The sequence below is a fragment of the Brucella sp. BE17 genome (assembly GCF_039545455.1).
Lineage (GTDB): Bacteria > Pseudomonadota > Alphaproteobacteria > Rhizobiales > Rhizobiaceae > Brucella.
Genome location: NZ_CP154468.1, coordinates 1,087,292 through 1,112,991 on the forward strand (window position 1 = coordinate 1,087,292; position 25,700 = coordinate 1,112,991).

Genomic DNA, 25,700 nt, shown 5'->3' on the forward strand with positions numbered 1-25,700 from the left:
ATGTTGGTATCCAGGAGGTCAATCTCGGTAGGTCCAATCGGTGACGGCGGCAACCTTTTTGAAGATACCCTCGACTCCATTGGCTGTAGGATCGGCCAGTTGGAGCCACTCCTCTGCCCATGCGATCCATTCTTCAACGCCACGTCCATCAATCTCGGCGGCCGACTTGGTGTCCATTGATCGCAATGTAGTCAGGAAATCGCGCACGGCGGCGAGTTCGTGCCAATCCTGCGCCAACTCCCTGAATTTTCGCCATCGGTTAGCGTCTCGCTTGCGTCGTTGCTGCTCTTCATACCGGCGCCTCTCGGCGAGTTGGCGCTCGCGCTCTGCTGCCTCTCGATCCTTGCGTTGTTGAACGAGTAATGGTCCGGCAGCGACGAAAGTGGCCAGAATGTCAGGCAGCATGCCCTCCATGGGCTGCTTTTCGGATTCAAGCCATTGGCGCGGAAGGCCTACTGGCCATTGCCAGGTCTTGATTTCAAAAACCAGCCATCCGGTCGGCACCAGTTCCTTCTTCCAGCCGTTGGCGCCGGTTGAGCGCCATCGCTTCTCGTCTTCGGTCAGAGGCCGCCGTTCCTGCTTTTGCTTCTCTCGAACCTGGAACTCCACCTTTTCGCCCAAGACTTCGGCAGACAGGACGCCTCGCTCTCCCTGCACAACCTTCCCGCCTTGGCGTTCAATCGTCTTAAACAGGGCATCCAGAATCCGATGCTTGCGACGGTCCGTTTCGGTGAATTCGCTTGGACGGTACAGATTGCGTATCCATGGATCGCGTTCTTGGCGGGCCTGCCGCTTCTTTTCCTCGTGCTCAGCGAGCCATGACGCGATCACCGCGTGTGGTCTCAGGAGGCGCTCGGGTACTACAAGGGAGGATGCACTCGCGCGAGCTTTATCCACCTGTTGCATTACCTCCAGTGGTAACTCAATGGGCGGCGGCGGCAAGGGTGACGGGCGGATGGTGATAGAGCGTGCACTGCTCGATTTCGGCAATGGTGTCTGTTTTGGCGCTTTGCCTACGGCGTGCTTCGCCCAATATCCGCGCGGGGGGTATGGGATATCCTCCCGACCACAAATCTTAGCGAGACGATTGCCGCTGATCCCATATTCCTCAGCCAATCGCGACATTGGCGTTTTCCACACCGCGCTGTAGAGGTCCTCTCGTGTCATTGTGGCCGGTTGTGTTGGACGTGGCTTTGGCGTGGCCTGGACAGGATTTTCGGGCATCTCTGCTAGAGTCTTCTGTGCCAGGCCGAGATCGAGGGTGATATCCGCTGTGACGTGTTTAGGCTTGCGCCTAACCCCCTGCTTCTCGGTATCCAGCACTAGCGGCTCAACACATCCGGATGGTGGCGGCGGCAGAGGGGGCTGTTCTATGGGCTTTCCGAACTCTTTCCGCATCCAGTGCCCGGCCGAGGGAGTTGGGATATCGGCACGTCGCAGCAATGTGCTGAGTATGCCCGTGGTGGTGCCGAGTTCAGCAGCCAGGTGGGACATCGGCTTCGACCAGATCGTGTCATAGAGTTGTTGGCGGGTGAAGCGGTGTTCCATGGCAGATAACTTAAGGAGCAATCGTGGGTGTCGGGAAGAGCGTCTGAGCGGCATTACTTAGAGCGAAAAAGGAACATTCGACAACCCATGTGGTCCCGAAATTCATTATTTGGCCCTGCGCGATTCGAACTTTTCGGCCGCCGAACGCCGCCGTTTCTACGCTTTTCTGCGCGCTGGCCCTCATCTGCCAGATGCAAGGGCGTACGCTCGGCGAATATGGCGTATTGTGGAGGGCAATCGGTGGTATCTGGCGCACCGCTCCGAGTGAAATGAGAACTATATCTACTCCATAGCCCTCTGAGACCCTCCTTCTCAAGAATCGGGCTTCCGCCATGCCGACTCTCGCGATTTGAGAATACGTCAACTCGACACATTCACCTTCGCCGATACCGGAGATGAGCGTGGCTTGCGGCACTTACGTTGCTAGTTAGAATAATCTATATTCCGATGTCGCGTGCTGGGTGTAGTTAACTCGTTGCTTGGGGAATTTTTGTGCGTTGCATTTTTTGTAAGAATCCGTCCTCTTCCTCGAAAAGCGTCGAGCATGTCATTCCTGAATCATTGGGAAACAAGCGGCATGTTTTACCGAGAGGCATCGTATGTGACGGTTGCAACAACTACTTTTCCAGAAAGGTCGAAAAGCCGTTTCTGGATCTGCCGGCCGTTAGGCAGTTGCGGTTCCAGCAGGATCTTGAAAGCAAGCGCGGCAATATCCCATCGATAAGCGGATTGATAACACCGGATATACCGGCGCTGCTTACGCGATATCCAAAGTATGATTTCACCTCAGTCCAAGTGTCCGAGCCGGATCTCGCGAGGATTCTCCAGGCTAAGGAAGGAACGATGCTGTTTCCGCTGGCCGGAGACCTCCCCGATACGCCAGTTATCTCGCGTTTTCTAGCGAAGATCGCGCTGGAAGCAATGGCCTTGCGCCTTGTCGAGTTTCCCGAAGGTATTGCCTATATTTGTGACGAGGCGCAGTTTGATGTCCTGCGCGATCATGCCAGAAAGGGTTATATCAGTCCTTGGCCCGTTCACATCAGGACCATTTATCATCAGAACGGAAAGACTTTCGGGCCTCAAGGTAATGCAGAACAGATCGTTCACGAGTTCGATTTTCTTGTAACCGATCAAAGCGAATGGTTCTTTGTCCTGGCGATATTCGGGGTGGAGTTTGCGATCAACCTGGGAGGACCTGAAATTTCCGGGTATCGGCGTTGGCTTGAGCAGACTGGCGGTCTTAGTCCACTGTACACCGACAGGCATGGCGGCCTTGCCGCGATGCCCAAATAGCAACCCCACCACCGTTGATGAATCGAACTACCGATCGAGAAATATTGCGATATCCCTCTGTTCGTTCAAGGGGACAACGAACAGAGGGACACCGAGGGCGAACGCCGCATGATAGGCCGCAAGTACGGATCGTTCCTGATGTTCACCGAGCTCTTCATACGATCGAGCCGGTCTCGTTCTCTGTGTATCCGATAAACGTCGCAACGCGATCTTTTCGACGTCATCGACCAAAACAACGAAGCGGGAAACATCGATCGCCGAAAAAACCGAAGGCGGAATTTCTACTAGGCCATCGGGAGTGTCTATGATGGTGTGACCGTCGAGAACGATCAATCCTTCTTCCGGCGCGCGTCTCATGAAGCCAGATATCAGAAGGGCTTGATTGTCGTCGATGTTTCCCTCGCGCAGGAGATCGTGGGCGGCAGGCTTGCCTTGGCGCTCTTGCCTTTCCGCCTTGATCAGATCACTCGCCTGCAAATGCTCGAAAACAAGTCTTCGTCGCGCATCTTCGAGAAGTGTCGACTTCCCGACGCCTGACAAACCCACCAAGGCGACAACCCTCCGCTTACTCATGCTTGAAATCCAAGGTCGATCTGCGAAAGCAGGTTATCCAGACAAGAGCGCGGTATGCGAAAGATCGATTGAGGCGGATGCTCTGCGATAACCTTGCTCTCTTGAAGCTGCTTCAACCCAATAGCCGGATCAATATAGGCGGCGAGCAGGTAGTTGATGACTTTGACGGGCGATTCAGAAGATGCTCGCCAGCCGTCGAGGTCTTTCTCGCTATAAACCGACCGTCCGCCTGTCATCTGGAGCAACTCGCGGGTGGATCGCGCAAGACGAACGTCCTCAAGTATTCCGATTGCCGACATTGCCTGCGACGGTAACGACGACGATTTGCCCTTGTAGAAGAACAGGATTGAACCTGGCGGCCCCAAATTGGATGGCGCCCGGCACAGATACACCTTTCGAATTGTGTTGCCCGGTCGCCGCGGACCTCCTCCCAACCCAAGCGCTCCGAAGAGATCCAACTGGTTCTGCTGCTTGAGATCCGGATAGAGGATGTCATGGTAGCCCTCTTTGATCGGGATACCGAACGCTGCGGTGTCCGCCACGATGGCGAAGCGCGGATAATTCAGCCGATGGACATCAAAGTGATTGTCGCCATCTGTCGGCGAGGGTGCGCGCGCGCCCATACGTTTTTCATAGATCCTCTCACCGTCCTCCTTTGTTGCAGTATGGGTGAACCCGAAATACTCAAGAAGATCAATGAGGGAGGTCTGCCCCTCATACGTGGTGACATAGACGAGGTCATATTTGTTCCTTTGAGCGAACCAGAAGACCTTCTTCAAAAGCAGCTCACCAAGCTTAAGACCGCGTCTCTCCGGCCGAACCTTGAACGTGCAGATCTTCAGTATCTTGTTGGCTTTTTCAGTTGCGTCGGTGTCCGAGCCGGTCTCATCCTTTCTGACCAGAAGGCCGGCAATTCCGTCGTCTTCAATGATCCAGCAAAGGCGCCGCTGCTTTACACATTTTTCCGTCCACCATTGATCGAAACCGGGATAGTCCTCGCGCAGGCTGTCAAAGATGGTGTCCGTCAGAGGTATCGCATGAGCGGCGACCTCATCGATGAAACGCACCGGCGCTTCGATCGGCTCATAGGTCGTTCGAAGGAGCTGAACGGCGTCTGCTACATAGAGCACCCGGCGACCGAGTTCTGGAGAATGGCGCCTGGCCCGCTCGTGGAGGCCTCTATCCTGGCTGACAAGAAAGTCCACGGCGCCGATGTGAAGCGCATGCAGCAGGGTCGCGTCGACTATATCGTTGTGCTTCGGAAGAGGCCCGAATGCGTTCGAAAGCTCTGCGGCGGTCAAGCCTCGGACTTTTGATAGGGTTTGAAATTTACCAAGCTTACTGAGAGATATCGCTCGGCGGGCCGTATCCTTGTCGCGACCAACATCATCGCGCGCCGCCTCGTGCACGAAAATATCGACCTTGTGCTTGGCGGCGAGGCTTGTAAGTGCGGAAAAGGCCGGCTCTACGGTTTTATTGTCTTCCAGATGAATAATTACATTCGTATCAATCAGATATGTTTGTGTGTTCATTCCGGAGCGCCTTTTGAAGGTCGGGCTTCGCGTAGAGGAAAGACTGCGGAGCCTTAAATCCAAATCGCTCCTTCAATTCAGGTAAGGTCAGCGGTCTCGCAAATCGGCGCGGTGTCGACAGTTTTAGTGCAAAGCCTTCTTCCAGGCCACTAAAGTACTCGTCGAAATCGGCTTTCTTGATCGATGCAGATCGGCCGTGCTTTTTCCAGAGGGCAGAGAGTTCAAGGCGTTCAACATTCTCAATTTTAATAGCGCCCACCAAAGCCATTTCTGGCGAAGTAGAATAAATATAGGCCGTAGCGCCATGAGACACCGACAAGGGGAAACGCCTTCTCAGCTCGATGGTCTTAACGCCATCAAATATCTTGCCCGAATAGTTCGGCTTTATGCTGATAACGATGTCTCGGTTTGCAGGGCGGGCATCGTCGCGATCGCTAAAAATCGGAAGGACATACTGATCGTCGTCGGCAACGGCTCCGCCAAGCTCGGCCTGAATCCGCACTCCGAACTCCGAATGAACTGGAAATGCTGCATCGATGCGCAAGCTGGCACCGAGAGCGTCGACATAGCGCTGCAATGAGGAGATTTGGACATCGCCTCGTTGTTCGATCTTGGAGATTGCCGCTTGGCCGACGCCCAAACGCTTGGCCATCTCGAGTTGGGTAAAGCCCGCAGCCTGCCTCAACGCCCTGAGAGATTGCCCCACAACGCGTCCCGCGTCGCCATCGCCAACCCGGACGGCGTCAATAAATTCGCGCTCACCCGACATCATTCCACACCATCGCTCTCCGAATCACTTTACCATAATATTCCCTTAAAGGAATATTATGGTAGGAACAAGAACTGGTATGCTGTCTTGAGCTATAGTTTGACTGATGATGTGATTGCGAAGAGCAACTGAATTAGTTGTGTTTCTGGCCATGCATCCGCCCAATAAGCAGCATCGATCACAACGTCAGGACTCTCGGCTATTCCGCGCCCGGCTCCACAATTCCGAATCATTCGTGACGCCGGGCTACCGCTCCACTCTGGCCGTGCCGATTGCTTGGGGGCTCTGCCCCTGGCGCACCGGCTGAAGATGACACCTATATTTACTCGATAGCCCTATAATATCGGCATCATAAAGGACAGAATCCCACTCAAAAGACTGGATCAATGAGTGTACCTGCAATGCGATATCGGTTGTGGCGGAGTTGAGATATTCGTTATGCAGGTGACGCGCATTGAGCTTTATAAATGGGTCTGCGAGAGGCCACTTAGCAAAGTCGCACCGGAGCTCGGAATTTCCGGCACGGCACTCGCCGCTATCTGCAAACGATACCAAGTGCCTTATCCCGGATCAGGATACTGGACCCGCAAGTCGTTAGGACTTCCCGCAGAGTTACCGATCTTACCAGAAGCGTCCGATGAGACCATCGATATCCTGCCGCAAGTCGTAAAACCACGCAAAAAGCGAACAATGGAGGAAGGAGCCACGCGCAAGCCAAAGCTCGTTGCGAAAAGTCGCCGTCCGGTTCGTCACCCGCTGCTTTTTGGTGCAGAAGACCATTTGCGGAAAACACGGGAGGTTAAGAACGGCGAGTTCCTCAGGCCCTACAAGAGGCTTCTGCCGGATCTGATCTCATCAGAAGCCGCGCTTCATCGTGCTCTCTCCATCGCCAACGCTCTGTATCTTGCGCTTGATGAGCGAGGTTACCGCGTTCAAATCGCGCCAGCCGCCGACAATTTGCTGCGGATTCATGTCAGGGAACAAGAGGTCGAGCGAAAGGATCGCAAATACGGTCGCTACCACTCGGGAAGTATTTGGGCACCTGACAGGCCGACTGTTTTTTATATCGACATGGTGCCCGTAGCGCTCGCCATCACCGAGATGACCGAGCGCGTGACGATGCGCTATTTCAATGGCGACTACCATCGTGAGGACAGCAAGCTCATCCGGTCAGCAAAATCTTGGCAGCTGACGCACTCGTGGACAACCGAACAGGATATGCCGTGCGGGCGTTTTCGTATCGTTGCCTACTCACCAAAGAAGGGCGTCAACTGGTCTCGCAACTGGCAGGAAACCAGGCAACAATCGCTTGAGCGCCTGATCCCAGAAATTGTCGAGACGCTAGGGGCGTCAAAAGTTGATCTGCAACGCCTTATGGAGGCCGAAGAAGCGGCGGAGGAGCAGCGGAAAAAAGAGCAAAAAGAGCGGTGGGAGCGATACGAAAGGGAGGAAGATGCGCGAAAAACGGTCCAGGCTCTCGCCGACAGCCGGCAGCAGCTGGCCGAGATCATGGAGAAGTGGGGAAAGGCGATGACCGTAGAGCGATTCTTCGCGGACGCAACAGAGCGCCTAAAGAGCGCGGATGACGCCCGTCGGCAGCGTTTAGAAGGACGTCTCGCGCTCGCCAGAGCAGTGATGGGAAGCGTTGATCCGCTGGATTTCATTGAGAGCTGGCTCACTCCAGAGGAGCGATACCGTTCAAAAATTTCTAGCGGGTCGTGAGCTCAGTTTTACAGCCGCAGCTAACGGCAGTCAGGCAATGGCAAGGCTGGTAAAGATCACCTTGGCGTTAGAAACCCAAATCGAAGAATAAGCACGGGAGGTATCTTTAGCTCGTAGAGGTGATCGGGATTTTCACTTTTGCGATCTGCTCAAAGCTGTCTACGGCAGCGACATAGTTCGTTGCCGCGGCATTTAAGAGCTTTCCCGCCTCCAACGCGCGTTCATCTGCATTCAGCGCGTTCGATCCCGGGTGAGGCGTTGACCACGATAGGTTCGTGTCGACAGGGTAGGTATTAATGGCGATCGCCTCTGCTAACTCGTTCGCGCTGGCGCGTAGATTAATAAGCTTTTCTTGCATATTCGGATCGACAAAATCATGGTGGGCGCCTCTCCACTCGTAGGTGAACTGGTCGAGACCATCCGTCTTACTGAGCTGCTGCCGGTTCGGTGGACACGAAGTTAGGCTAGCTTAGCTTGCTCTTCGTATTCCACGGGGCTGAGATAGCCCAGTGTCGAGTGTCGGCGCCTCGGGTTGTAGAAGCGCTCGATATAGTCGAACACATCGGCCTTGGCGTCGTCCCTTGTGCGGTAGACCTTGCGGGCGGTGCGTTCGGTCTTGAGCGAGGAGAAGAAGCTCTCCATCGCCGCATTGTCCCAGACATTGCCAGACCGGCTCATTGAGCAGGTGATGCCGTGATCGGCCATCAGGCGCTGGAACTGCTCGGATGTATATTGGCTGCCCTGGTCGGAGTGGTGCAGCAGCCTGTCGGGCTTGCCGCGACGCCAGATCGCCATGATCAGCGCATCGGTCACCAGTTGAGCGGCCATCGATGAACTCATTGACCAGCCCACCACCCGGCGGGAGTAGAGGTCGACGACCGCCGCCACATAGAGCCAGCCCTGAGCCGTCCAGATGTAGGTGAAGTCGGCGATCCACTTCTGGTTCGGCGCCGACGCCACGAACGCCCGGTCCAGGATGTTGGGCGAGACCGCGTGGCGCTGCCCGCCATCCTTGGGCAGGCCGCGCCGACGAGGGCGTGCCCGCAGGCCTTCCTGGCGCATCAGCCGCTCGATGCGATGCAGGCCGGCCTCGAGCCCCTCGGCCAGCACATCGTGCCAGACTCGCCGGGCGCCATAGGTGCGATCACTTCCGGCAAAGCTGGACCGGATCCCGGCGACAAGCACTTCGTCATATTGAGTCCGTCTGCTCGGCGAGCGGTTGAGCCAGGCATGGAAGCCCGAGCGAGACACACCGAGCGCCTCGCAGATCCACGAGACCGGCCAGATCCCTCGGTGCTTCGCAACAAAAGAGAACCTCATATCGAGTCCCTGGCGAAGTAGGCCGCGGCTTTTTTTAGGATATCGCGCTCCGCCTTGAGCTTGGCGACCTCACGGCGCAGCTTCTCGATCTCAAGCTGCTCGGGCTTCATCTGCCCATGACCGGGGAAGGCCTGCTGCGGGTCGGAAGACTGCTCGCGCACCCACTTGCGCAACACGTTCACATGCAGATCCAGATCGCGGGCCGCCTGCGCCACCGCAACGCCCCGTTCCCTGACCAGCTTAACAGCCTCGAGCTTGAACTCCCGGCTGAACTTGCGTCTCTCCATAAAAACTCTCCAGTTCCAAAAACACCTTAACTCGGTGTCCTCAAAACCGGCAGCAGCTCATACTGCGATCAAAGGAGAAGTTGAAATTGTGCTCCCGGAAGAAGAGAAGATCTGAGTGCAACATTGAACGTAGTTTACGGAGATTCTCTACATCGTGAGGGTTTGGGGTCACCGGTTTTTGCAGCGCAAGTTGTTGCTGTCCGCCATATACCGAGAGCAAAACTCCAATGACTAGGAGGCCCCACCCTACCCACTGACTGGTTTCCGGAATGCCGAGTTCTGTCCCAGTCGCGGCCCTAAAAACCCCTTCAATGACATGCTGTACGATACTCGTCAGCACCCCGATGCCCGCTATAGCGATGAGCGATCCTAAGCGCGACGGCGTTGATCCCCAAAGAAGTTGCGCTATTCGGACAGCATGCTCCCCGTTTATATTCATCCGCTCCCCGCCTGTTCCCTCAAAATCGGAATCCGAATCTACCCGTGTCGCTCTTGCACGCGATGATACCCTCCTTTTCGCCGAGAGTTGACATACAATAGCTGTTCGCTTGCTGGAGGTAGCGAATATCCTGGCGAGCCGCTTTCGGGCTAACATTACCATGATCTTGCTGGCTCTATGTCTATCTCCGTTTGCTTGCGACATCGGCGCACAGCTTGGCTTCGAAGCTCGAAAATACTTCGGAAAATCAACTATCATAAATCCGCGATGAGAACCGGAAGCTCCGAATGGAACATTTGTGTGCACAGAAATATGATCCTGATACACAGCAGTTTGGTATTGGATATGGAAATTCTACCGTCTGGGTAATAGGATAATGGCAATCGCGTCTAAGCTGCGTCACGTTACATCCGACGAAGATGCCGATGCACTTCCCCAGCATTCGATTGGTGCGTTCCTGCCGATGTGTAGCCACGACATCGGAATGTTCAACGACTTCTTCGCTGACGAGATCGACTCTTGGATGGCTTCCAGCGTTGCGTGTTGCGACTCTTGCTACGATGACTTTTTGGCCCACTGGCCCGGGGTCGCATTTCGCAACCTGGATTTCCAGAGAGGGTCCACCGATATCACCTTGTTCTTCGAAACCTCGCGGATGCGGGATGTATATTCGCCGGCGGAGTTTTCATCGCTCGTTAATTTCGTCACATGTCCACGGTGTGACGACATCATCCGCTACAACTTCTGGGTATTCGAGCATCGCTTCAGCGAAGTCGAGAAGATAGAGCTCGCCATCGAGCAACTGTCCGAGCTTGGTACGCACACGCCGTTTCTGTTGTTAGAGCACCCATTCGCCGTCGAGGTTTTGGAAGCTATCCGATCCCACGTCAAAGCTATCCACCCGCAAGAGTTCCCGAACAAGTTGTATCGAGCGCGCTGGACCGCCGATATTCTGGGCAAATTCCAAAACCCGGAGGACGTGACGACCTTTGGCCCCGCACCAATCGAGGTCGTTGGCGAGGGACGTTTCAACCACGCGGGTAACTCGGTACTCTATGTGGCCGACACGATACAGACCGCACGACTTGAAATCGGCGGCAAGGAGGACGAGGTTTTTGTCGCGTGTCTTAAACTGCACCTGCTGCCTTCGCTAGTGCTTGATCTGACCGATCTCGACGAGGACTTGCCGTGTTTCGATATCCTGAACGCGATTTCATTATCCGCTTTGCTGGCCGCCCCGCATATCAATGCAGGTTGGTCAAAGCCGCAGTACGTTTTTTCGAGGTTCGTCGCCGACTGCGCGCGTTCTGCGGGCTTCGCTGCGATACGATATGGCTCCACGAAAGACAGCGAAGGGTCGAACTATGTCTTGCTGGAACCGCTAGCCGATTTCGAGAGCCGTGCGACATTGATTTCCATTTCGAACGGATCGTCAACGTCAGACTGATCCAACGGACTTTCGCTAGCGGGGCCGTTGCGACTGCCGACTAAGTCGGTCAGCGCCGCCACTTAGAAGGCGATATGGAGGATCGATAAGCTGATCTTAGGGGGCAGCACCTCACCCCCAATCCGGTCGCGGGCTATACCTGACAGCAATGCCGGTTTTGGGGATGCGCGGGACCCCGCGCTAGCGACAAAAGTGAGGGCGCGCATAGCATTTACTCAAAGCTCATACGAGAGGCCTGCTATTAGAAAACCGCCCCATCGACCGGGAACGATTCGAACTTTTTCGCCGCCAAACACCGCCGTATGTACGCTTTTTCTTACGTCCGTTAATCAGCGCTTTTTACGTGGGTGTAGTTTGGGCGGTTATCGGCGGGAATAGAGGGTAATCGGCGGAATTTGGCGCGCCGCACCGGGTGATGATGAGAACTATGTCTACGCTATAGCCCTCTAAATCGGGCGGGCATATTGCGTTGTAACCTGTTAGTCTGGAAGCAGTATGTGGCCTAGAACGGGTGCATGAAGCCTTCCGCCGTTTGCTTGGTCACCTCGCACCTGCGTCATATTCTGAGCGCCAGCTTTTTGAGGTGTACGCACTGTTCTCGCGCCACAAATTCAGTGCGCCGTTCCTCGGATGGCTGCATATAGAGGATATGAAGCGGCAGAGACTCACTGGCCGCCCGCAACTCCTGCTTCAGTTTGGAAAGCGCGGCGCCGGCGGGGCCAACAACTAAAATATCGATATCTTCGCCAATGCCGCGCAGTGTTGAACCGAACATATAGACTTCGAACTGTTCCAGCGAGCCGCAATTGCCCAGCAGGTGCGAAGCAATCTCACTGGCTGTCATCAGGCCGTTCTCAAACGTTCCCTCAGTTCTTCCCATTTCATCACCTCGCACCCTAGCGCATTTCCGGCCTCGATCGCTTCAGGCGATGGACTCCCGTTAGGATTGATGTTCCAAACCACATCGACAGGACCAAAGTCATCCCAGAGGCTGCGAACGGCGTCTGCGGTTGGCTCATAGTCGGCGATCATACCGATTCTGAGAACGGTTCCGCTCCTGAGCGTAACCCGATGAACGCGGTCATACTCCCTGCTTACCTCCTGCACCCGACCATACTGTCGGAGCAAGCGGTCAGAGAACAGGTACGTCTTATGGGAAGCCGTATTCGCGTTTCCGTCAAGCGCAGCCGAAATTAAGGTTCCGGAACTTCCCCAGCCTACATGGACTCCCCCAAGATATTCGATTGCCTCACCATGCCAAACGCAGGACTTCCGGTAACCGCACAGGAAATCTATTTTCGGATACGTTTCCCGGTAGCTCGCCGCCGTTGCCGCGTCGATCTCATGCGCAGCCGATATCACGGCCAAGACGTCCGGCTGATCCTGAGCTACAATTCGGATGAGCTCGCCCTCCACATGCCCTGCGGTCAACGGTGGCTGCTCTGCGATGTTGGCGAGCACATATTTGACCTGCCAGTTCACGAGAATATGCCTTCCATTGCCGCGGGAAAGCGGATCGCACGGCCGGCCACACCGCAAACATGGCGTTCTGCTAAGCCGCGCACATGCTCCTGATATTCTGCGAATGTCCGGCGTTCGTCACCAGTAGCGAGTCCCAAATTCGCCTGAATGATGGCCTGAACGCGATAGTGGTTCGGCAAGATGACGCTCCGCATTCGCTGGCTCCACGCCTTTGCGGCTTCGGCTTCTGGATCATACTCGAAATTCGATCCATGCTCTGGAGCAAACTTGTCCCAGATGGCTTTATTCTCGGCCATCACTCCAACAACCGCTGCTCTCACTTCGGCGCGATCCTCATAGGCCCTAATCCCCTGCTTTGCTGCCAAATTGGCAAGGTGATTTTGCTTCCATTCCAAGAGAATGTTGCGAGGGAAACCGTCGGGATCCTTATCGATCTTCGTGTGGCACGTCGGACAGAGCAAAATTAGGTTCTCGAACGCATCGGGATCGAAGTCACCTGCCGGTCGATCTTCATGGCGAGGCCCGGCCTCGCCATGCGGAATTACGTGGGCCATTTCGGCGATGTGCTTGTCTCCACCCAATTCGACCGGGAACAACGCGTCAAGACAATCCGGTTTCTGGCAGTGACCCGATGCCTAGGAAAATAATCGCAATCTTGTCGCTGCCGGAATCGCCTTACGCTCTGCCATTAAACTCCCCAGTTCATCACCACTTCAAATATGAGATTGGCTGTATCGAGTGCCAGCCCGCGTGCTGTTCCGACGGAAAATAAAAGAGTGTGCTTCTAACTTGACGATCCTGCGCGGTTCCGGGATGTCATGTAGGAAAGGGAAGTTTATCTGCGCCTAAATACCGCGCGGCCAGTAGAATGAAGGGTAGCATTGCAGTTCTCCGAGCGAAATCATCTAATTCCGCTTTAAGCAGAACGACGGAAGGTCTGCAATGACCGAAATGAGGGCGACGTCAGCCCCATTCGACCCCGACATCAGCGAAGCAGCCAGGGGAACCGTTCAGGCTTCCTGCTCACGTATGTCGGTAGAGCCTCGCTTGGACGCTGCGGTGGTGCTACGCAGAATAAGTGATGATGAACAAGAAGGCACACCTCTATGACCAGTTAAGTCGCGGAACTTGCGCTAATAGTCGACGCTTGACGCCTTCTTCGCGTGCCAGAACCGAATGCCGCCATCATCCACCCTCAAGGCAACGATGACGAGTTTGGCACCGGATGTTTCGTCGTAGGATGTTGACGAGCGGTACTTCCAAAGTGTGATCGTCGAGACCAGACGACGTTTCAAGCCCGACAACGTCACCTCTAGCCACGCTGGCGTTGCCCATAGGATCTCGCCTCCGGACTGATGGCGATATTTGTGCTGGTCAGGGTTCGGCTCCCACTTTCCCCAGACCTGGCTCTCCAGAGCGAGGCTGCCACTGGCGTCGTGCCACTCGCCGACTATGGGCCCTTCGGTCAAAGACAGCTGCTTCGTTAGATCTATTCCCAGTCGCGGCCTTGACGCCGCTCCGTGAGCGGCGAGTTCTTCGCCTTGATCGATGCCAAGACCATAATGTTCTGGTGCCCAAACTAGTGGCTCGAACGGGCTCGCCTGCCGATAGTGCCGATCATAGTACCCGCCGTCCCAAAACTCCGGCAGCCAGAAGTCGTGGCTGGGCTTTTTGGAGAAAGACGTACACCGTTGAACCGCTCCTTTCCGCTCCGACAGTGCGGACGTGATATTCACTGAAACGCCGTCCGGCGATGTCCACCTGCCATAGAGCGGGATAAGGTCGGCGGGATCGCGGTCGATGATCTTGAGCTTTTTTAGCACAACGTCTGGAGCTTGAAGCGACTCCTTCTGCTTCTCGCGCGGTCCGAGAAGTTTCTCAAACGCCCGTTGCGGGGTGCCGTCCTTGCGATCAGAAAGCCAAGACCCGTCATCGAAGGTGATGTCGTAGCGGTCACGCCACTCGCGCCACTTATCACTTTCGTCATCATATGTTCTCGCTACGACGGGGTGGGAAGCGAACAGTTTGGTGGCCGCGCTAAACAGTGCGTGCTTTTGAACATGCTCTCTGAAGTACTCGTGCTGGTCATTGCGATCACGGCGGTAACGATCATGGCCGGGGAAATAGCTCATGTCCTTTGCCTCGGGCCATCGCGCCACAATCTCGCTCGCAAGAAGGTCCGCTACCGTCCCATGAGGCAAGCCAAAAAGACGCGCTAAGTCATCGAGCTCGGATTTGTTGAATTCATAGTCAAAGGAAAAACCGGATGTGGCCTCCGCGGGCGCCGGCCACTCATCTGTCTTCACCGTGCCGTTCGGAGGCGTGTCGATTTGCGCACGCAAGATCGCAAGCGCTTTGTCAGGACGCCCCCCATTACCGATATTCTCGAGGCAGCGTGCGATATGCACCTTGTGCATCACATGGACATCAGCCCGCTGGGCGAGCGCCAGCAGTTTGGGGCGCAAGAATGCGAGAGTGCTGCCGTGCCTTTTTGCGGCCCGGGCGAAACCGATGAGAAGCCACTCCTGTGAGTTCTGGAAGGGCAGCGACCTGTCAGTCGTAGCGAGCGCCGGCACCTCGCGAACGTCGAACCGATCGAGCAGCAATTCCAGCTCCTGGTGCAAACCCAGCTCGACAGCGGTAGAGAGAGAGCGTGCCACCGACCACCTGACATACGCGTCGTCATCGCCCAAGAGATGCCAGAGAATGTCGGCCAAGAAACCAGGTTCTTGCCGCGCGGCCGCGAACTCGGCTCGATAAGGGCCTTCACCGATCTCATCCGCGAAACGCGAGGCCGTGCCGGAAAGGAGTAGCTCGAAGGCTTCGAGCGCGGCAGCACCGGACGCAATGTCACAGAGCGAGATTGCCAGCTGGAGCCATTCATCTCCATCAAGCTCTATCTCGTCGATCGCAACCTTTTTCAGTATCTGCTCGAGCACGAAGCGCTTGTCGTCGCATAGTTCCGAAAGCTGGTGGATGCGCCGGGCCATATTGGAATAACGATCATCAAAAAGCTGGGCTCCTTTGTGCTCGAATAGTGAGGCGATCAGCTCCTTCGAATGTGAGCGCAAGTGGGCGGCTTCACTCGCCCATACCGCAATGCACTCAATTGTTAGGTCGATAGCTCGGTCAAACTCGAACTCAGTTGCCTCGCAAATGGCGAACAGGAACTGCAACCTTTTGCCGTAGGGGCACGCGTTTCGCACACCTGCCACGAACTGAAGACGAGCTCCGAATGGAAGGCGCTTGTCCTCATCGATCATCCTGATCGCCTCGTCTATCGAAGCGGCCGATGTCGGATCGCAGCGCTGGACAAGCGTCGCGATGGTTTCGTCGACCTGTTCTTTGGTCGGTCGCGGCGGCGTATGAGCGAGGAATTGGCTTGAAGAGCGATTGCGGTCGTTGAATTCGTCCTGCTTCTGCTTAGCAAATGCCCTCGCTTGTTCGATCGCGGTCTTTTCCTCTTCGGTAAGCGTCCCTGGATAGCTATCACCAGCCTTTAGGAGACTTTCCCATAGCGTTGGCCAAGCGCCGTCCATATGCTCGGCGCGCAGTTTCCCAAGGATCACATTCATGATGGCCTTACGGTCGGCAGGGTCGCAAACGCTTAAAAGGTCGGAGATGCCTTCACCGACCTGCCAATCCCACCAGCCGTGATCCTTGCACAATGTGAGGAGCAGCGCGGCTCGTACTGGCGAGAGCTTCCCCTTTTTCGCTAAGTAGCAAACCAGCTGGGGTAAGCCATAGGAAAGCTCAACCACATCCTGGTCCTTCCATCGCACGAGTTTTGCGATGGCTGCAAAGCCAATTGAGTTCGCCGCCGAACGCCCGAACAATGTCCAGCCAAACTTCCTGGGTTCGTAGTGAGCGATTGCTTGGCAAAGGTTCATGAGGCGCTGCGCGGCCACGGGAGAGAGTTCGCCGCCGGGCTGAACGACGCCATAGTGTAGCAGAGAGTAAATTTGCTGGAAGTCCTCGCCGCCCATCTGGTCGAGCTGTGAGAGACCCTGGCGGTAGTACTCGCGTGCCTCGTCGACGCTCATAGCGACCAGAGTTGCGGCGAGATCGGCGTATCCTTCGCCGCGAGAGCCAATGTTCTCATCTTTTCGGATTTGTTCCGAGACGTGGCGCGCAAACTCTCCAGCCAGGCTGTGCAAAGGTGGCCTACGAGCTAGATGGGCCAAGACCCTGAGCTTCTGATAGGGCGCGAACCGCCCGGCAGAAACAAGATCGACCACGGCGCGAGCCTGTTCCGACGTAACATCAGCTGCGTAGGAGAAAAGCAATTCCACGCACGCGAGGCCCAGTGTTCGCGATTGCAAATCTACTGCGGTCTCGGATCGCCAATGCACGCTGCTGCGGGTCGTCGATTGCCAGATGGAAATGAACGCATCCATGGTGGCGACACTGACCGGCTGCTTTGAAAGGATCGCCTCTTGAATGGGCTGCATCAACGTCAACGCGAGTTCGATGGCATCAACGATCTCGTTGCGCTCAACAGAGTTGTATCGAGCCTTTTCCTTTGGGGACTTTCGCTTCTTGACGCCTCGCACCGGTGCGGTGCTGACGGTCTGCTCCGCGATGAACTTGGCCAGCTCTTTCTTATCGCTGATGGCCTTGGCGCGCTTCGTAATCTTCAGTTCTATGGGAAGGAGATCGTGATAAGCGAGCGGCTTTCCGGCAGACCAGGCGCGCACGCAAGCACAAATGAGAGGCTGCCAGACCTTCGGATGTCCATAGCGCTCGCTGTAGTCATAGCCTGAGGGCCGCATCTCTGGGACATTGCGCATCAGCGAGGCCGCTACCGACCGTGAGCCCGTTAGCAGCACGGTGAGCGCAGCTTGGATGATGTCTCCGGCGATGCTTCTATCCTCTCGGAACGAATAGTCCTCACGATCTTCCTGATCATCTGGCTCCGAGAAGGCCTTGAGTGACGCCGAGAGTGACTTGGCTTGCGCCCGAGTGATGTATTGGGGCCGCGTCAGCAAGCAGATCTTCAGCGCGGCGGACTTGCACTGATCGCCTGCGGCGAACTCTACGAACTCGGCAAGCGCGTCATCGCCGGTCGTCAACTTCAGCTGGTCGAGCAGCGTGAGAAGAGCATCGCTCGCGGCAAGTGAGAAACGAGCAGTCCAGCGGGTGAGATTGTGGTCAACGTTCTCAAGGTCGCCATGCAAGACGCTGGCGAACAACACTGCTGCAAAGTCGGCTGTCTCAGGCCCGGCACGGTCATGAGGCGGGTCTTCCCCGGGGAGCTGCGAATGCCAGTTGATCCACCGGATCGTACTTTCGCGCTGAATCATTGCTTCTTCAGCATCGCCCGCAAAGCTGTACGATATGGTGAGGCGCGCACTTCGCGCTCCCCGCCACCCCGACCTATCTGCGAATAGTCGGCGCTGCGCATCGGGGTCACCCAGTGTCACCGCTAGAGCAGGCGAGCGGCGAATGAACTCATCGCCCCGCATGTTGGCGGTCGCCACTTGCGCAAGGCGCATCGTGAGGTTGAGGACACGGTCGAAGTCGCCTGCCGCCACGGCAAGGCGGAAGGCTGCTCGCAGGCGCGCGAGCGACAAACGTCGCCGGCCGAACTCCGACTGCACAACAGAGGGAAAGCTGGAGGAGTCCGCCAGAGCGAAGGCGCGATCACTGTCATTGATGACGACGAGGAAGTGGGGTAGCGCCTCGGCGGCATAGGACGATGATGCCTGGCTCGCCAACAGTCTGTCGGCGATCACTCTTTGTGCGTCTACTTCGCTTGAGTAGGTCTCGCGGACATATGTCTCAGTAGGCTCGTCGCGGAATATGGCTCCATGAGGTGTGAGTTCTAGCATGGGGGCCAAGTCCGATGCGGCGGTATTCACCTGAGATGCCGGCCAGCCCAAAGCACCCGCCAGGTCGTCAAGGGGAATGGGCGGCGGCAGAAGCGAGAGCGCCACAAAGAACTCGCGAACCTCGTTCTCGGGCCAACCCGCGATGTGAAGGTCGTTGACGATCTTCGCGCACCGCTGGGCGATAATCTCCTTGACCGTGATCGGAGTGGACGGCGCCGTGCCGGAGACGTTTATGTCCCAGGTGGTCAGCAAGTAGTCGAGCACGCGGGCGTTTCGGCCCGACCGGGAGAGTGCAGTTGCAACCTCTACCTCGGAGATCGTTGGCCTTCTCGCCTCCAGAAACTGACGCGCTTCGGGCTCGGTGAACGGCCCCAGTTCGAAGGGCTCGACCCTCGCGCGGGCGATGACGGTGTCTTTGCGGTGCGTGCGGGCCGTGAGCATCAACTTCACGCCATCAATCGGCTCGTGGTCGAGCATCGACAAGAGCAGTTTGGGAAACGCGTCCTCACGGCGATAGTCGGCCTCTAGCTGGGCATTGTCGGCAGCATCAATGATGATAAGTAGTCCGCGCTTCTTCGACTGGGTGACGATGGCAGTGGCGGCTTGGCTAAACCTCTTTCGAGCAGCTTTCAGAATCCGGCGGTTGTCATTCTCCGACGGAAGGAGGAGATCGCAGAGCCCTCTAGATGCGAGCTCGTTGACGATCTGGACGATGCCGACGCTCGGCAGATGGCGAGAGTGCTCTTCAGACCGGTAGGCGCCTCCGCCAAAGCAATCAAAGACGACGACCTCGAACTCGTTGCTCAGGCGCGCGGCGAGGCTCTGCACAAAGACGGTCTTCCCCACCCCTCCTTCGGCATGCACGAAGATTGGCATGGATAGCTGCGCGACCTTTGCGCCGACGATGTCGAGCTCTGTCCGTTCGACTATCGCCCCAACATCAACGAATCGCGTGTCTGCGGGGAACAAATCTTCTGGCTCGCAATCAAGCGCGTCGAGAACATCCTCACGCCTGATCAGGTTCTTTCCTTGACCACTGGGACCTGCCTTCTTCAGGACGAGATCCTGCAAGTCGTGCAGGCGCAGTTTGGCCTGAGAGTCCGCACCCGCCGACCAATCCGTGAGCGTTCGGCGGAGCGCGTTGCTTTGCCCCTGGAGGTTCTTCTCGGCGGCACGAAACTCTACGCGGGAGAATAGGCGCTTCGGATCGGGAACGCCGCTCTTCGCACAGATTGCAGTCAGGTAGCTTACCTGCCGACCAGCGCCGCGGCTTGTCGCAGGAACGCCGCTCTGAAGAGCGGCAAGTGCCTCCCATAGACCGGGGCCAAACGAGGCGTTTGTCACGAAGATAAAGGCAGTTTTGGCATCGACTTCTGCGGCCGTGAAATCCTTCTCATAGCCGACGATTGTCGCGCAGAATTTCTCAATTGTTTTTCGGAGAAAGGAGGCGGTCACCTCATCGGGGCGCAGCTTGTATTTGAACTGCACCGTTTCAAGCCGATCGCTTGCGGCGAAGTTGTTGCCATTGCCGTAATACAGCACGAGGTCCGCGACCTCCTCGGCCTTGTCGCCGGGCTTCGCGGTCTCGGTCGAGGAAAGACCCTCGACGGCAATCGCGAAGAGGTTGTCCTTGGGGAATACGAGCTGAAGGGCTCTTCGTGCTGCCCAACGCTCGTGAAAAGTGTGGCCCGCCCGCGACGCTCGAACGGTATCTAATTCGTCGCTATGATCAATTGTAGGCATGAACCACTACTGCTTTAACTAAAATACCTTAGACGCATCATGAATCACGAATGATAAGCCTGCCGGTGGTGACTGCAACAGCATAGAGAATACAGCACACATTTATCGGTCTTCGTCATCAAGCCGTGACGTATTCTTGTGGGAATCACTCGACCGAAAGAGATTCAAACATTTCTGCCGCCGAACGCCGCCGTTTCTACGCTCTTGTGAGCGCGCACCGGGTGACGATGACAGCTACATCTACGCTATAGCTCTCTAAATCCCAGTAGTATTTCTACGGATAACAGAGTGGAGTAAGAGGAGTTTTTACCTCGTCAGCGGGGTAAGGGACATTTCGAGCCCTTGCCAGCCGCCAAGGCGCGATAGGAAGACTCATAGCTTTTGATATTGATGGAGACCAATGCCTCAATCTATCGACGACGGCGCTACCACGGCCGTAGGTTTATGATCGGCGGTTTTAGGCCGTGGACAGCAGACAGACGGCTTTCAGCGGATAAGCGTTGAAAGCGGTCGTATAGTCCACTGACGAAGGCGAAGTGCACGAAGATGTGCCCTGAAGCAGAGGCACACCTGCAAATGGACGATTGCCGATGCAACTCGGCGCGGAGCAACGTACTATGTGAAGATCATCCGCGTTCAGGATGGAGCTCCGGCAGAGCTTTGAAAGATGCCTTGACCGGGCCGTCCAGCATTTCTCGAGCAAAGTCGGACCTGTCACCGTCCTCGATATCCGCGAGGTATTGCAGAGCGATTTGTACTCGGGCCACTAGAGCCAACGAGTTCCGTCGACAGGCCTCATTGATCCAGTCGGCTGCGACCCGAAACTCACGATAGAAAAATTCAAAGAGAGCGAAAGTAATGGGCTCGACGATGCCTTCGAGGTGGCACACGATCGAACCTTCACCCGGGACATCATGGACGCGCACGGCATTGAATTCTACTTCGGGGCCGACTGATCGCAGGACCACGGGGGCTGAGGCGACCTCCAAGAGAATAGCCGTGTCGATGCGCTCGTCGACGCCGTCGATCCTGGCTACCGACGGCACCATCGCAAGATGGGACAGGATCATCCAGCTGTGGAAGTCGTGGTATATTTCGCCCGGTGTTTCTTCGGGGTCTAATTCGATGCGGCCGTGTCTGCCGTTCGCTTCGACGAGTAGTGAACCGTCTTCGGTTACCGTGAAGTCGACAAGGCCTATTCCCGGTTGATAAGTTGCGAAACGGGCCCCGGGCTGCACGGTCTGCAGGGTGGGTCGTGTTTCCGCGAGCGCCAACACGAGATCTAGGGATAGCCCAAACCCACTACTTGCGGCGTCTAGAATCGCCTGGGCGGTCACAATATCGCCCAGCGGCAGATTAGAAGATGCGCCTGTGAGCCATCTAGCCGCCGTGGACGGATCCGATAGTTCCGATTGGGTCAGTTCATGAGCGATCAGGGCCGCCAGTTCGCTGGCCAACAATTCGGGGAGCCGCACGATCAAGACCGGCTCACCCGACGGTTGCATCGCCGGCTTGAGGTAGCCGTCTTTGACCAGGCGCTTGATTGTGGCATCCGTGAGCCTCTTGGTCAGCTTCTTTTTACGGACCATGAAGACGCCCATGGATTGCAGGACAAGCGCGATTGGACGCTTCCTACTGCGGGCGTCATCAAGCACGGCCCGGGCTATTTCATGAAACTGATGGCGCAGTTCCTGACCGAGAAACGCTTCTCGAGCGTGGGCGATTATCTCAAGGCCCATCAGGGGCGCGAGACTCACGCCCCAGTTGGGATCACCAAATTTGGCGTTCTGCATGACGCTCCAGACGCGCATTCGCAACGCCCACGGAAAGCGCAATTCGCGGGCCGATTGCGCGCCGCGCATCAACCATATGCGCATGTCCGACAACATGTCGACCGCCGCGCGGAACTCGGCGTCGCTCATCCGATCCACGGCAATCCGAGTGGCACGACGCCCGATCTGTGATTGATCGCGACCGCCTTTGCTCTCGAGGATGCGATGGACTGCGGAGTCGTCAAACGTCACAACCACTCGCAGACCAACACCGAAGCGGCTGGAGCTGAGATCCTCTATCTCGGCAACGGCCTTCTTGTCCCTAGGGTCGATACCGTCCAGTGCCAGAACCAGATGCGGATTCTGGTCGCCCCGCGAAAGTTGCATTAACCACGCCCGGGCTTCCTCTTTTGTCACGGGCCAGTTCAGTTGATTGGCTAACCGATCGGCGACGGCCTGAACAATGCCGCTACGTCCGACTTCGATCAAAAGGGTGGCGAACCGGTCTGCCTTCCGGGTTCGGCCCGCTAGGTCGCGCAGAATGTTGCTTTTGCCGATGAGCGGCGGACCTTCGATCAGGATCAGGCGCTTTCCTTCCTCAAGCAGATCGATCGCTTCTTCAGTCGCCTCGCGTTGGATTAGGAAGTCTTTGGTGAATGGGAGACCGGGATTGTCGGAAGTGGCGGTTAGATCCTCAATGGTAGCATCGCTGAGCTGCTCTACCGCCTGCCGCCAGATCGTGGGTTCGTTCCCCATCAATGTCTGGATCGCCTGCTTCAGGTTCCCGGCAGCGAGCCGCGCGGCGGCATTTACGGTCGCGACAAATTGGGTTTTCGTGAGCGTGTCGGCTTCGAGGCACTGTCCGGTGTAGCTGTCGAAGATGCGGGTTTCATCGCCATTGGTCACGATGACGATGGGCGCCATCGGATCGAGTACCCGCGCGTAGGAGAGACCTTGTGCTTCATCCTCGGCGGACAAGGCGTTGCCCTCCCGCTTTAGCTCGAGGACGGCCAGGGGCACGCCACCCTTCTCAAGAACGATGTCTGATCGCGCCTGCTTGTCGTAGCTGTCGGTGTTGTCGACATCGATTCTCGAGCGTCCAAAGGTGAACGAGAACTTGACCTGGTGTCTCACGTGAGCGGGGTCGAGCCACGGGAAGACCCGCATGACAGTGCCGCGGATTGCCGCTTCAAGATCGGTCTCGGTCTTCTTCTTGGTCAGTTTGTTCGCTGGCATTAGAGTCGGCTCGGTTTGGATCGGAGAAACGTACTCTGCGTCTGAAAAAGTGTCGAGAAGCGGATCGTCACTGAATCGTCGCCTCCCATCAGAATGGGGACGGCGGATAGGGCGAGGACATCCCCGGGCTTTTTGCTCTATCCGAGCGCAACTGGAAGGCTGGCGGGTGGATAGCGCTCAGCAAGCCCGTGCGAGTTGCCTACTATGGAAAAGGCGACCAACCAGGCTGAAAACGATACGAACTATTTTGCCGCCAAACACCGCCGTATATGCGTTTTTTCGCTCGTAGGTAATTTACCGCTCTACTCTTGGGCATAGTCTTGGCGGTTACCGGCGGTAATAGAGGGCAATCGGCGGTATTTGGCGCACCGCACGGGATTCGAACTTTCTTCTGAGCATTGATATAACTGTATAACGTACGTCTGCCTTTGGGAATTCGGCGTTGAGATCTGAATGACCGAAATGAAGGCGCTAAACAGTCCGACCGCTTGCGACCCCTTTGTCGTCGTTTAAAGAGCATTCTTTGTTGCCGAAACCCGCCGTTCGTCTGAAGGAGGAAGGACAGCAGAGCTGAGGCAGCATACAGACGGACTACCTTTGATTTTAAAAGATTTACGAAAAGACTGTAAGTTTGCGAAAATCTAGAGTTTTACCGTGGAAGACTTCAGCAAATCAGTCATGCTAAAGACAGTAGGTTAAATTTAGGAGCATGGCGTGGGTCAGTTGGTTATTCAAACGCATTGGGAAAGGTTGGTTCGTCGCTCCAATCAATTGTTCATTGAAACAGAAGAACGGCTGATCAATGCGAACGCCAAAGGAGATGCTTACGATGTTCAAGACGCAGCATATGAGGCCCTTCGGACCGGCATGTCTGCTGCGATCTTTCTTTATCATTTCGCGGAGGTTGCGTTTGAACGAAAGGCGGTTAACCCGCACCCTGCAAACATTGCTCAAATGCGAACCCTCATAGAAACCCGTTCTCAATCAGTTACAGGTGATGCTCGTCCTGATGACCATCGCATTCTAGGCGGCCTCTCAAACGCGGTGAAGCACGCCGAGCTAAAGGACCCAAACATCATTGAGGTTCCTCATACCGGAGTAGTTGTGCGGATTTCCCACGATAAGCCAACTGTTTTCGATGAAGGCCGTGAAAACGGTACGCCACAGGTTGTCGTAGTGGCGACCGGTGGCGATAGGTCTCTGCGAGCGATCATCGAAAACGTCAGCAATGGCTGGAATCAAATTCTTGGGGTGCCGGTTTAAGACAACCAATCCTATTTAAGCCGTCTGTTCTCGAGGAAACATCCTGTTCGTTACCATTCGTGGATACGATGAGTTCCTTGATCCCGAGAGGAATTGTCGCCCACCGAAAGAGTGGAAAGTGCAGCAGCAATAGGGATCGCTCTTGATCAACACGAGGGACGGTGCCATCAACGATGACCAGACAAGCGGCTACTTTGGCTTTGGATTGAGAATGTATGATCATAAAAAGAATGTGTGTTATCTATGTTTTAGTGATGATGATCTCCGAACGATGATCCGAAGCAACGGCGGTCCGAGGGGCTGCTATTTTTGCCATCGCAAAGATGCTTCTACGATGCCTTTCCAAGAGGTCGTGGACTTTATTTTGGAACGCATTCAAACTTTCTACGGCAAAGCCGGGGACCAGCTGCCCTATGAGTCTAGGGAAGGCGGCTACCAAGGTTGGCATATCGACAGCTACGATATGATCCGCGATCAGATCGGGCTCGACTTGCCTCGTGACAACGACCAGAGCCTATTCCGTGCGATTGTTGACGGCATTGGAGACGACACCTGGTGTGAATACGACTGGCTCGTTCTTGAGCCCGACGAAAGCCTGAGGTTCTCATGGGAGCGCTTCTGCGACATAGTTAAGCATCAACGTCGGTTCTTCTTCCATGATATCGGCAAGTCAGACGGACGCACCCCCGATGCCCGTTCTCCGTTTGAGTTTCTCGAAACAGTCTGTCAGCATGCCGAGAGATCAGGATTGATCATCGAAATCGCTGCTGGGCAGACGTTCCATCGAGCACGGGCACGAAAACCGCGCCAACCAATCACCAGTCCTGCAGCACTCGGGCCGCCGCCCGATCATTTAGCAACTCAATCAAACCGCATGAACCCGCCCGGAATTTCGATGTTCTACGGTGCGGACAAACGCAAGCTGGCGGTCACTGAAATCAGAAATTCGATGGCATCGGTTGGCACCTTTACGACCAATCGTCCCATCCGTATTCTCGATCTGGCAAACTTGCCCGATGTTCCCGGGTTCTTTTCGACTGCATACCGTATGGAGCAACGCATTCTCAGTTTTCTGTCTGATTTTGCCAATCTTATCATCCAGCCCGTCGATAGGAGTGACCGCGTTAATGTCGACTACATTCCTACTCAAGTTTTTACAGAATTCATCCGAGACTTCGAGTTTGAGAACGGCAAGATCGAGGGGCTTCGCTATCGTAGCGCGACAGGCGAAAAAGGAACGAACTACGTGCTGTTCGCCGGGCAGAAGGATGTTGTGGATGCAACGCCGCCAGAACCATTCATCACTACGCGTCCCTGGTTGAAGCTTGTCAGGGTTAAGCATGTCCGTCTGTGAGTATATGACGAAGTAGAATGCACACCGGATCCTGCTGAAAGTGGCCGCTTTATGGGATGTGCCTCCCGGAAGCAGCCCGACCGCATCCC

The 25,700-nt window shown here is 55.9% G+C and carries 16 protein-coding genes; 5 read left to right on the plus strand and 11 right to left on the minus strand.

What is annotated here, in order from left to right:
* Positions 1-18: 18 nt before the first annotated feature.
* A complete protein-coding gene (locus AAIB41_RS16315) occupies positions 19-1,548 on the minus strand; it encodes a hypothetical protein (protein WP_343315066.1) in 1,530 nt (509 codons plus the stop codon).
* Between the two features lie 492 nt (positions 1,549-2,040).
* On the opposite strand from AAIB41_RS16315, the gene AAIB41_RS16320 reads away from it, so the two are divergent.
* Positions 2,041-2,841, plus strand: coding sequence for an HNH endonuclease (locus AAIB41_RS16320; RefSeq protein WP_343315067.1), 801 nt, complete (start codon positions 2,041-2,043; stop codon positions 2,839-2,841).
* A gap of 27 nt (positions 2,842-2,868) precedes the next feature.
* On the opposite strand, the gene AAIB41_RS16325 is transcribed toward AAIB41_RS16320, so the two are convergent.
* The 3 genes from AAIB41_RS16325 to AAIB41_RS16335 are packed head-to-tail and all read right to left on the minus strand — an operon-like array spanning position 2,869 to position 5,715.
* Positions 2,869-3,414: an AAA family ATPase gene (locus AAIB41_RS16325; RefSeq protein WP_343315068.1), complete on the minus strand. Its 546-nt coding sequence runs from the start codon at positions 3,412-3,414 to the stop codon at positions 2,869-2,871.
* The gene (locus AAIB41_RS16330; protein WP_343315069.1) at positions 3,411-4,946 is read right to left on the minus strand and encodes a GNAT family N-acetyltransferase; all 1,536 of its coding nucleotides are present in this window, start codon (positions 4,944-4,946) and stop codon (positions 3,411-3,413) included. The genes AAIB41_RS16325 and AAIB41_RS16330 overlap by 4 nt, the downstream gene beginning before the upstream one ends.
* Positions 4,921-5,715, minus strand: a complete 795-nt coding sequence (locus tag AAIB41_RS16335) for a helix-turn-helix domain-containing protein (RefSeq protein WP_343316106.1) — start codon at positions 5,713-5,715, stop codon at positions 4,921-4,923. Before AAIB41_RS16335 ends, AAIB41_RS16330 begins: the two co-directional genes overlap by 26 nt.
* Positions 5,716-6,153: 438 nt before the next feature.
* Here AAIB41_RS16335 and AAIB41_RS16340 point away from each other — a divergent pair, with 438 nt between their 5' ends.
* Entirely contained in the window at positions 6,154-7,437 is a 1,284-nt protein-coding gene (locus AAIB41_RS16340) for a hypothetical protein (RefSeq protein ID WP_343315070.1), read from the plus strand.
* 106 nt (positions 7,438-7,543) lie between these two features.
* Here the strand turns inward: AAIB41_RS16340 and AAIB41_RS16345 are convergent, their stop codons facing one another.
* Together AAIB41_RS16345 and AAIB41_RS16350 are read right to left on the minus strand one after the other, a co-directional pair.
* On the minus strand, positions 7,544-7,795 hold the full coding sequence (locus AAIB41_RS16345) for a hypothetical protein (RefSeq protein WP_343315071.1): 252 nt from the start codon (positions 7,793-7,795) through the stop codon (positions 7,544-7,546).
* Positions 7,796-7,896: 101 nt separating this feature from the next.
* A protein-coding gene (locus AAIB41_RS16350; RefSeq protein ID WP_343312851.1) for an IS3 family transposase occupies positions 7,897-9,044 on the minus strand; the annotation gives its coding sequence in 2 pieces (ribosomal slippage) (positions 7,897-8,786 and positions 8,786-9,044; 1,149 coding nt in all).
* Between the two features lie 815 nt (positions 9,045-9,859).
* Here AAIB41_RS16350 and AAIB41_RS16355 point away from each other — a divergent pair.
* The gene (locus tag AAIB41_RS16355) at positions 9,860-10,930 is read left to right on the plus strand and encodes an RES family NAD+ phosphorylase (protein WP_343315072.1); all 1,071 of its coding nucleotides are present in this window, start codon (positions 9,860-9,862) and stop codon (positions 10,928-10,930) included.
* A 556-nt stretch (positions 10,931-11,486) separates the two neighbouring features.
* On the opposite strand, the gene AAIB41_RS16360 is transcribed toward AAIB41_RS16355, so the two are convergent.
* From AAIB41_RS16360 to AAIB41_RS16380, 5 genes are all read right to left on the minus strand, one after another.
* On the minus strand, positions 11,487-11,774 hold the full coding sequence (locus AAIB41_RS16360; RefSeq protein ID WP_343315073.1) for a nucleotidyltransferase domain-containing protein: 288 nt from the start codon (positions 11,772-11,774) through the stop codon (positions 11,487-11,489).
* Positions 11,774-12,412 (minus strand): hypothetical protein, encoded by a 639-nt coding sequence (locus tag AAIB41_RS16365; protein ID WP_343315074.1) that lies wholly within the window; start codon positions 12,410-12,412, stop codon positions 11,774-11,776. Before AAIB41_RS16365 ends, AAIB41_RS16360 begins: the two co-directional genes overlap by 1 nt.
* Positions 12,409-13,008, minus strand: coding sequence for an HNH endonuclease (locus AAIB41_RS16370; protein WP_343315075.1), 600 nt, complete (start codon positions 13,006-13,008; stop codon positions 12,409-12,411). The genes AAIB41_RS16365 and AAIB41_RS16370 overlap by 4 nt, the downstream gene beginning before the upstream one ends.
* 537 nt (positions 13,009-13,545) lie before the next feature.
* Positions 13,546-19,986: an NACHT domain-containing protein gene (locus AAIB41_RS16375; protein ID WP_343315076.1), complete on the minus strand. Its 6,441-nt coding sequence runs from the start codon at positions 19,984-19,986 to the stop codon at positions 13,546-13,548.
* A 626-nt stretch (positions 19,987-20,612) separates the two neighbouring features.
* Positions 20,613-22,994 carry a type I restriction endonuclease gene (locus AAIB41_RS16380; RefSeq protein ID WP_343315077.1) on the minus strand — a complete coding sequence of 794 codons (2,382 nt, stop codon included), beginning with the start codon at positions 22,992-22,994 and terminating at the stop codon, positions 20,613-20,615.
* 714 nt (positions 22,995-23,708) lie between these two features.
* On the opposite strand from AAIB41_RS16380, the gene AAIB41_RS16385 reads away from it, so the two are divergent.
* Both AAIB41_RS16385 and AAIB41_RS16390 read left to right on the plus strand, forming a co-directional pair.
* Positions 23,709-24,257: a hypothetical protein gene (locus AAIB41_RS16385; RefSeq protein ID WP_343315078.1), complete on the plus strand. Its 549-nt coding sequence runs from the start codon at positions 23,709-23,711 to the stop codon at positions 24,255-24,257.
* A gap of 142 nt (positions 24,258-24,399) precedes the next feature.
* Positions 24,400-25,611, plus strand: coding sequence for a HEPN-associated N-terminal domain-containing protein (locus tag AAIB41_RS16390; protein ID WP_343315079.1), 1,212 nt, complete (start codon positions 24,400-24,402; stop codon positions 25,609-25,611).
* The last annotated feature ends 89 nt before the right edge of the window (positions 25,612-25,700 follow it).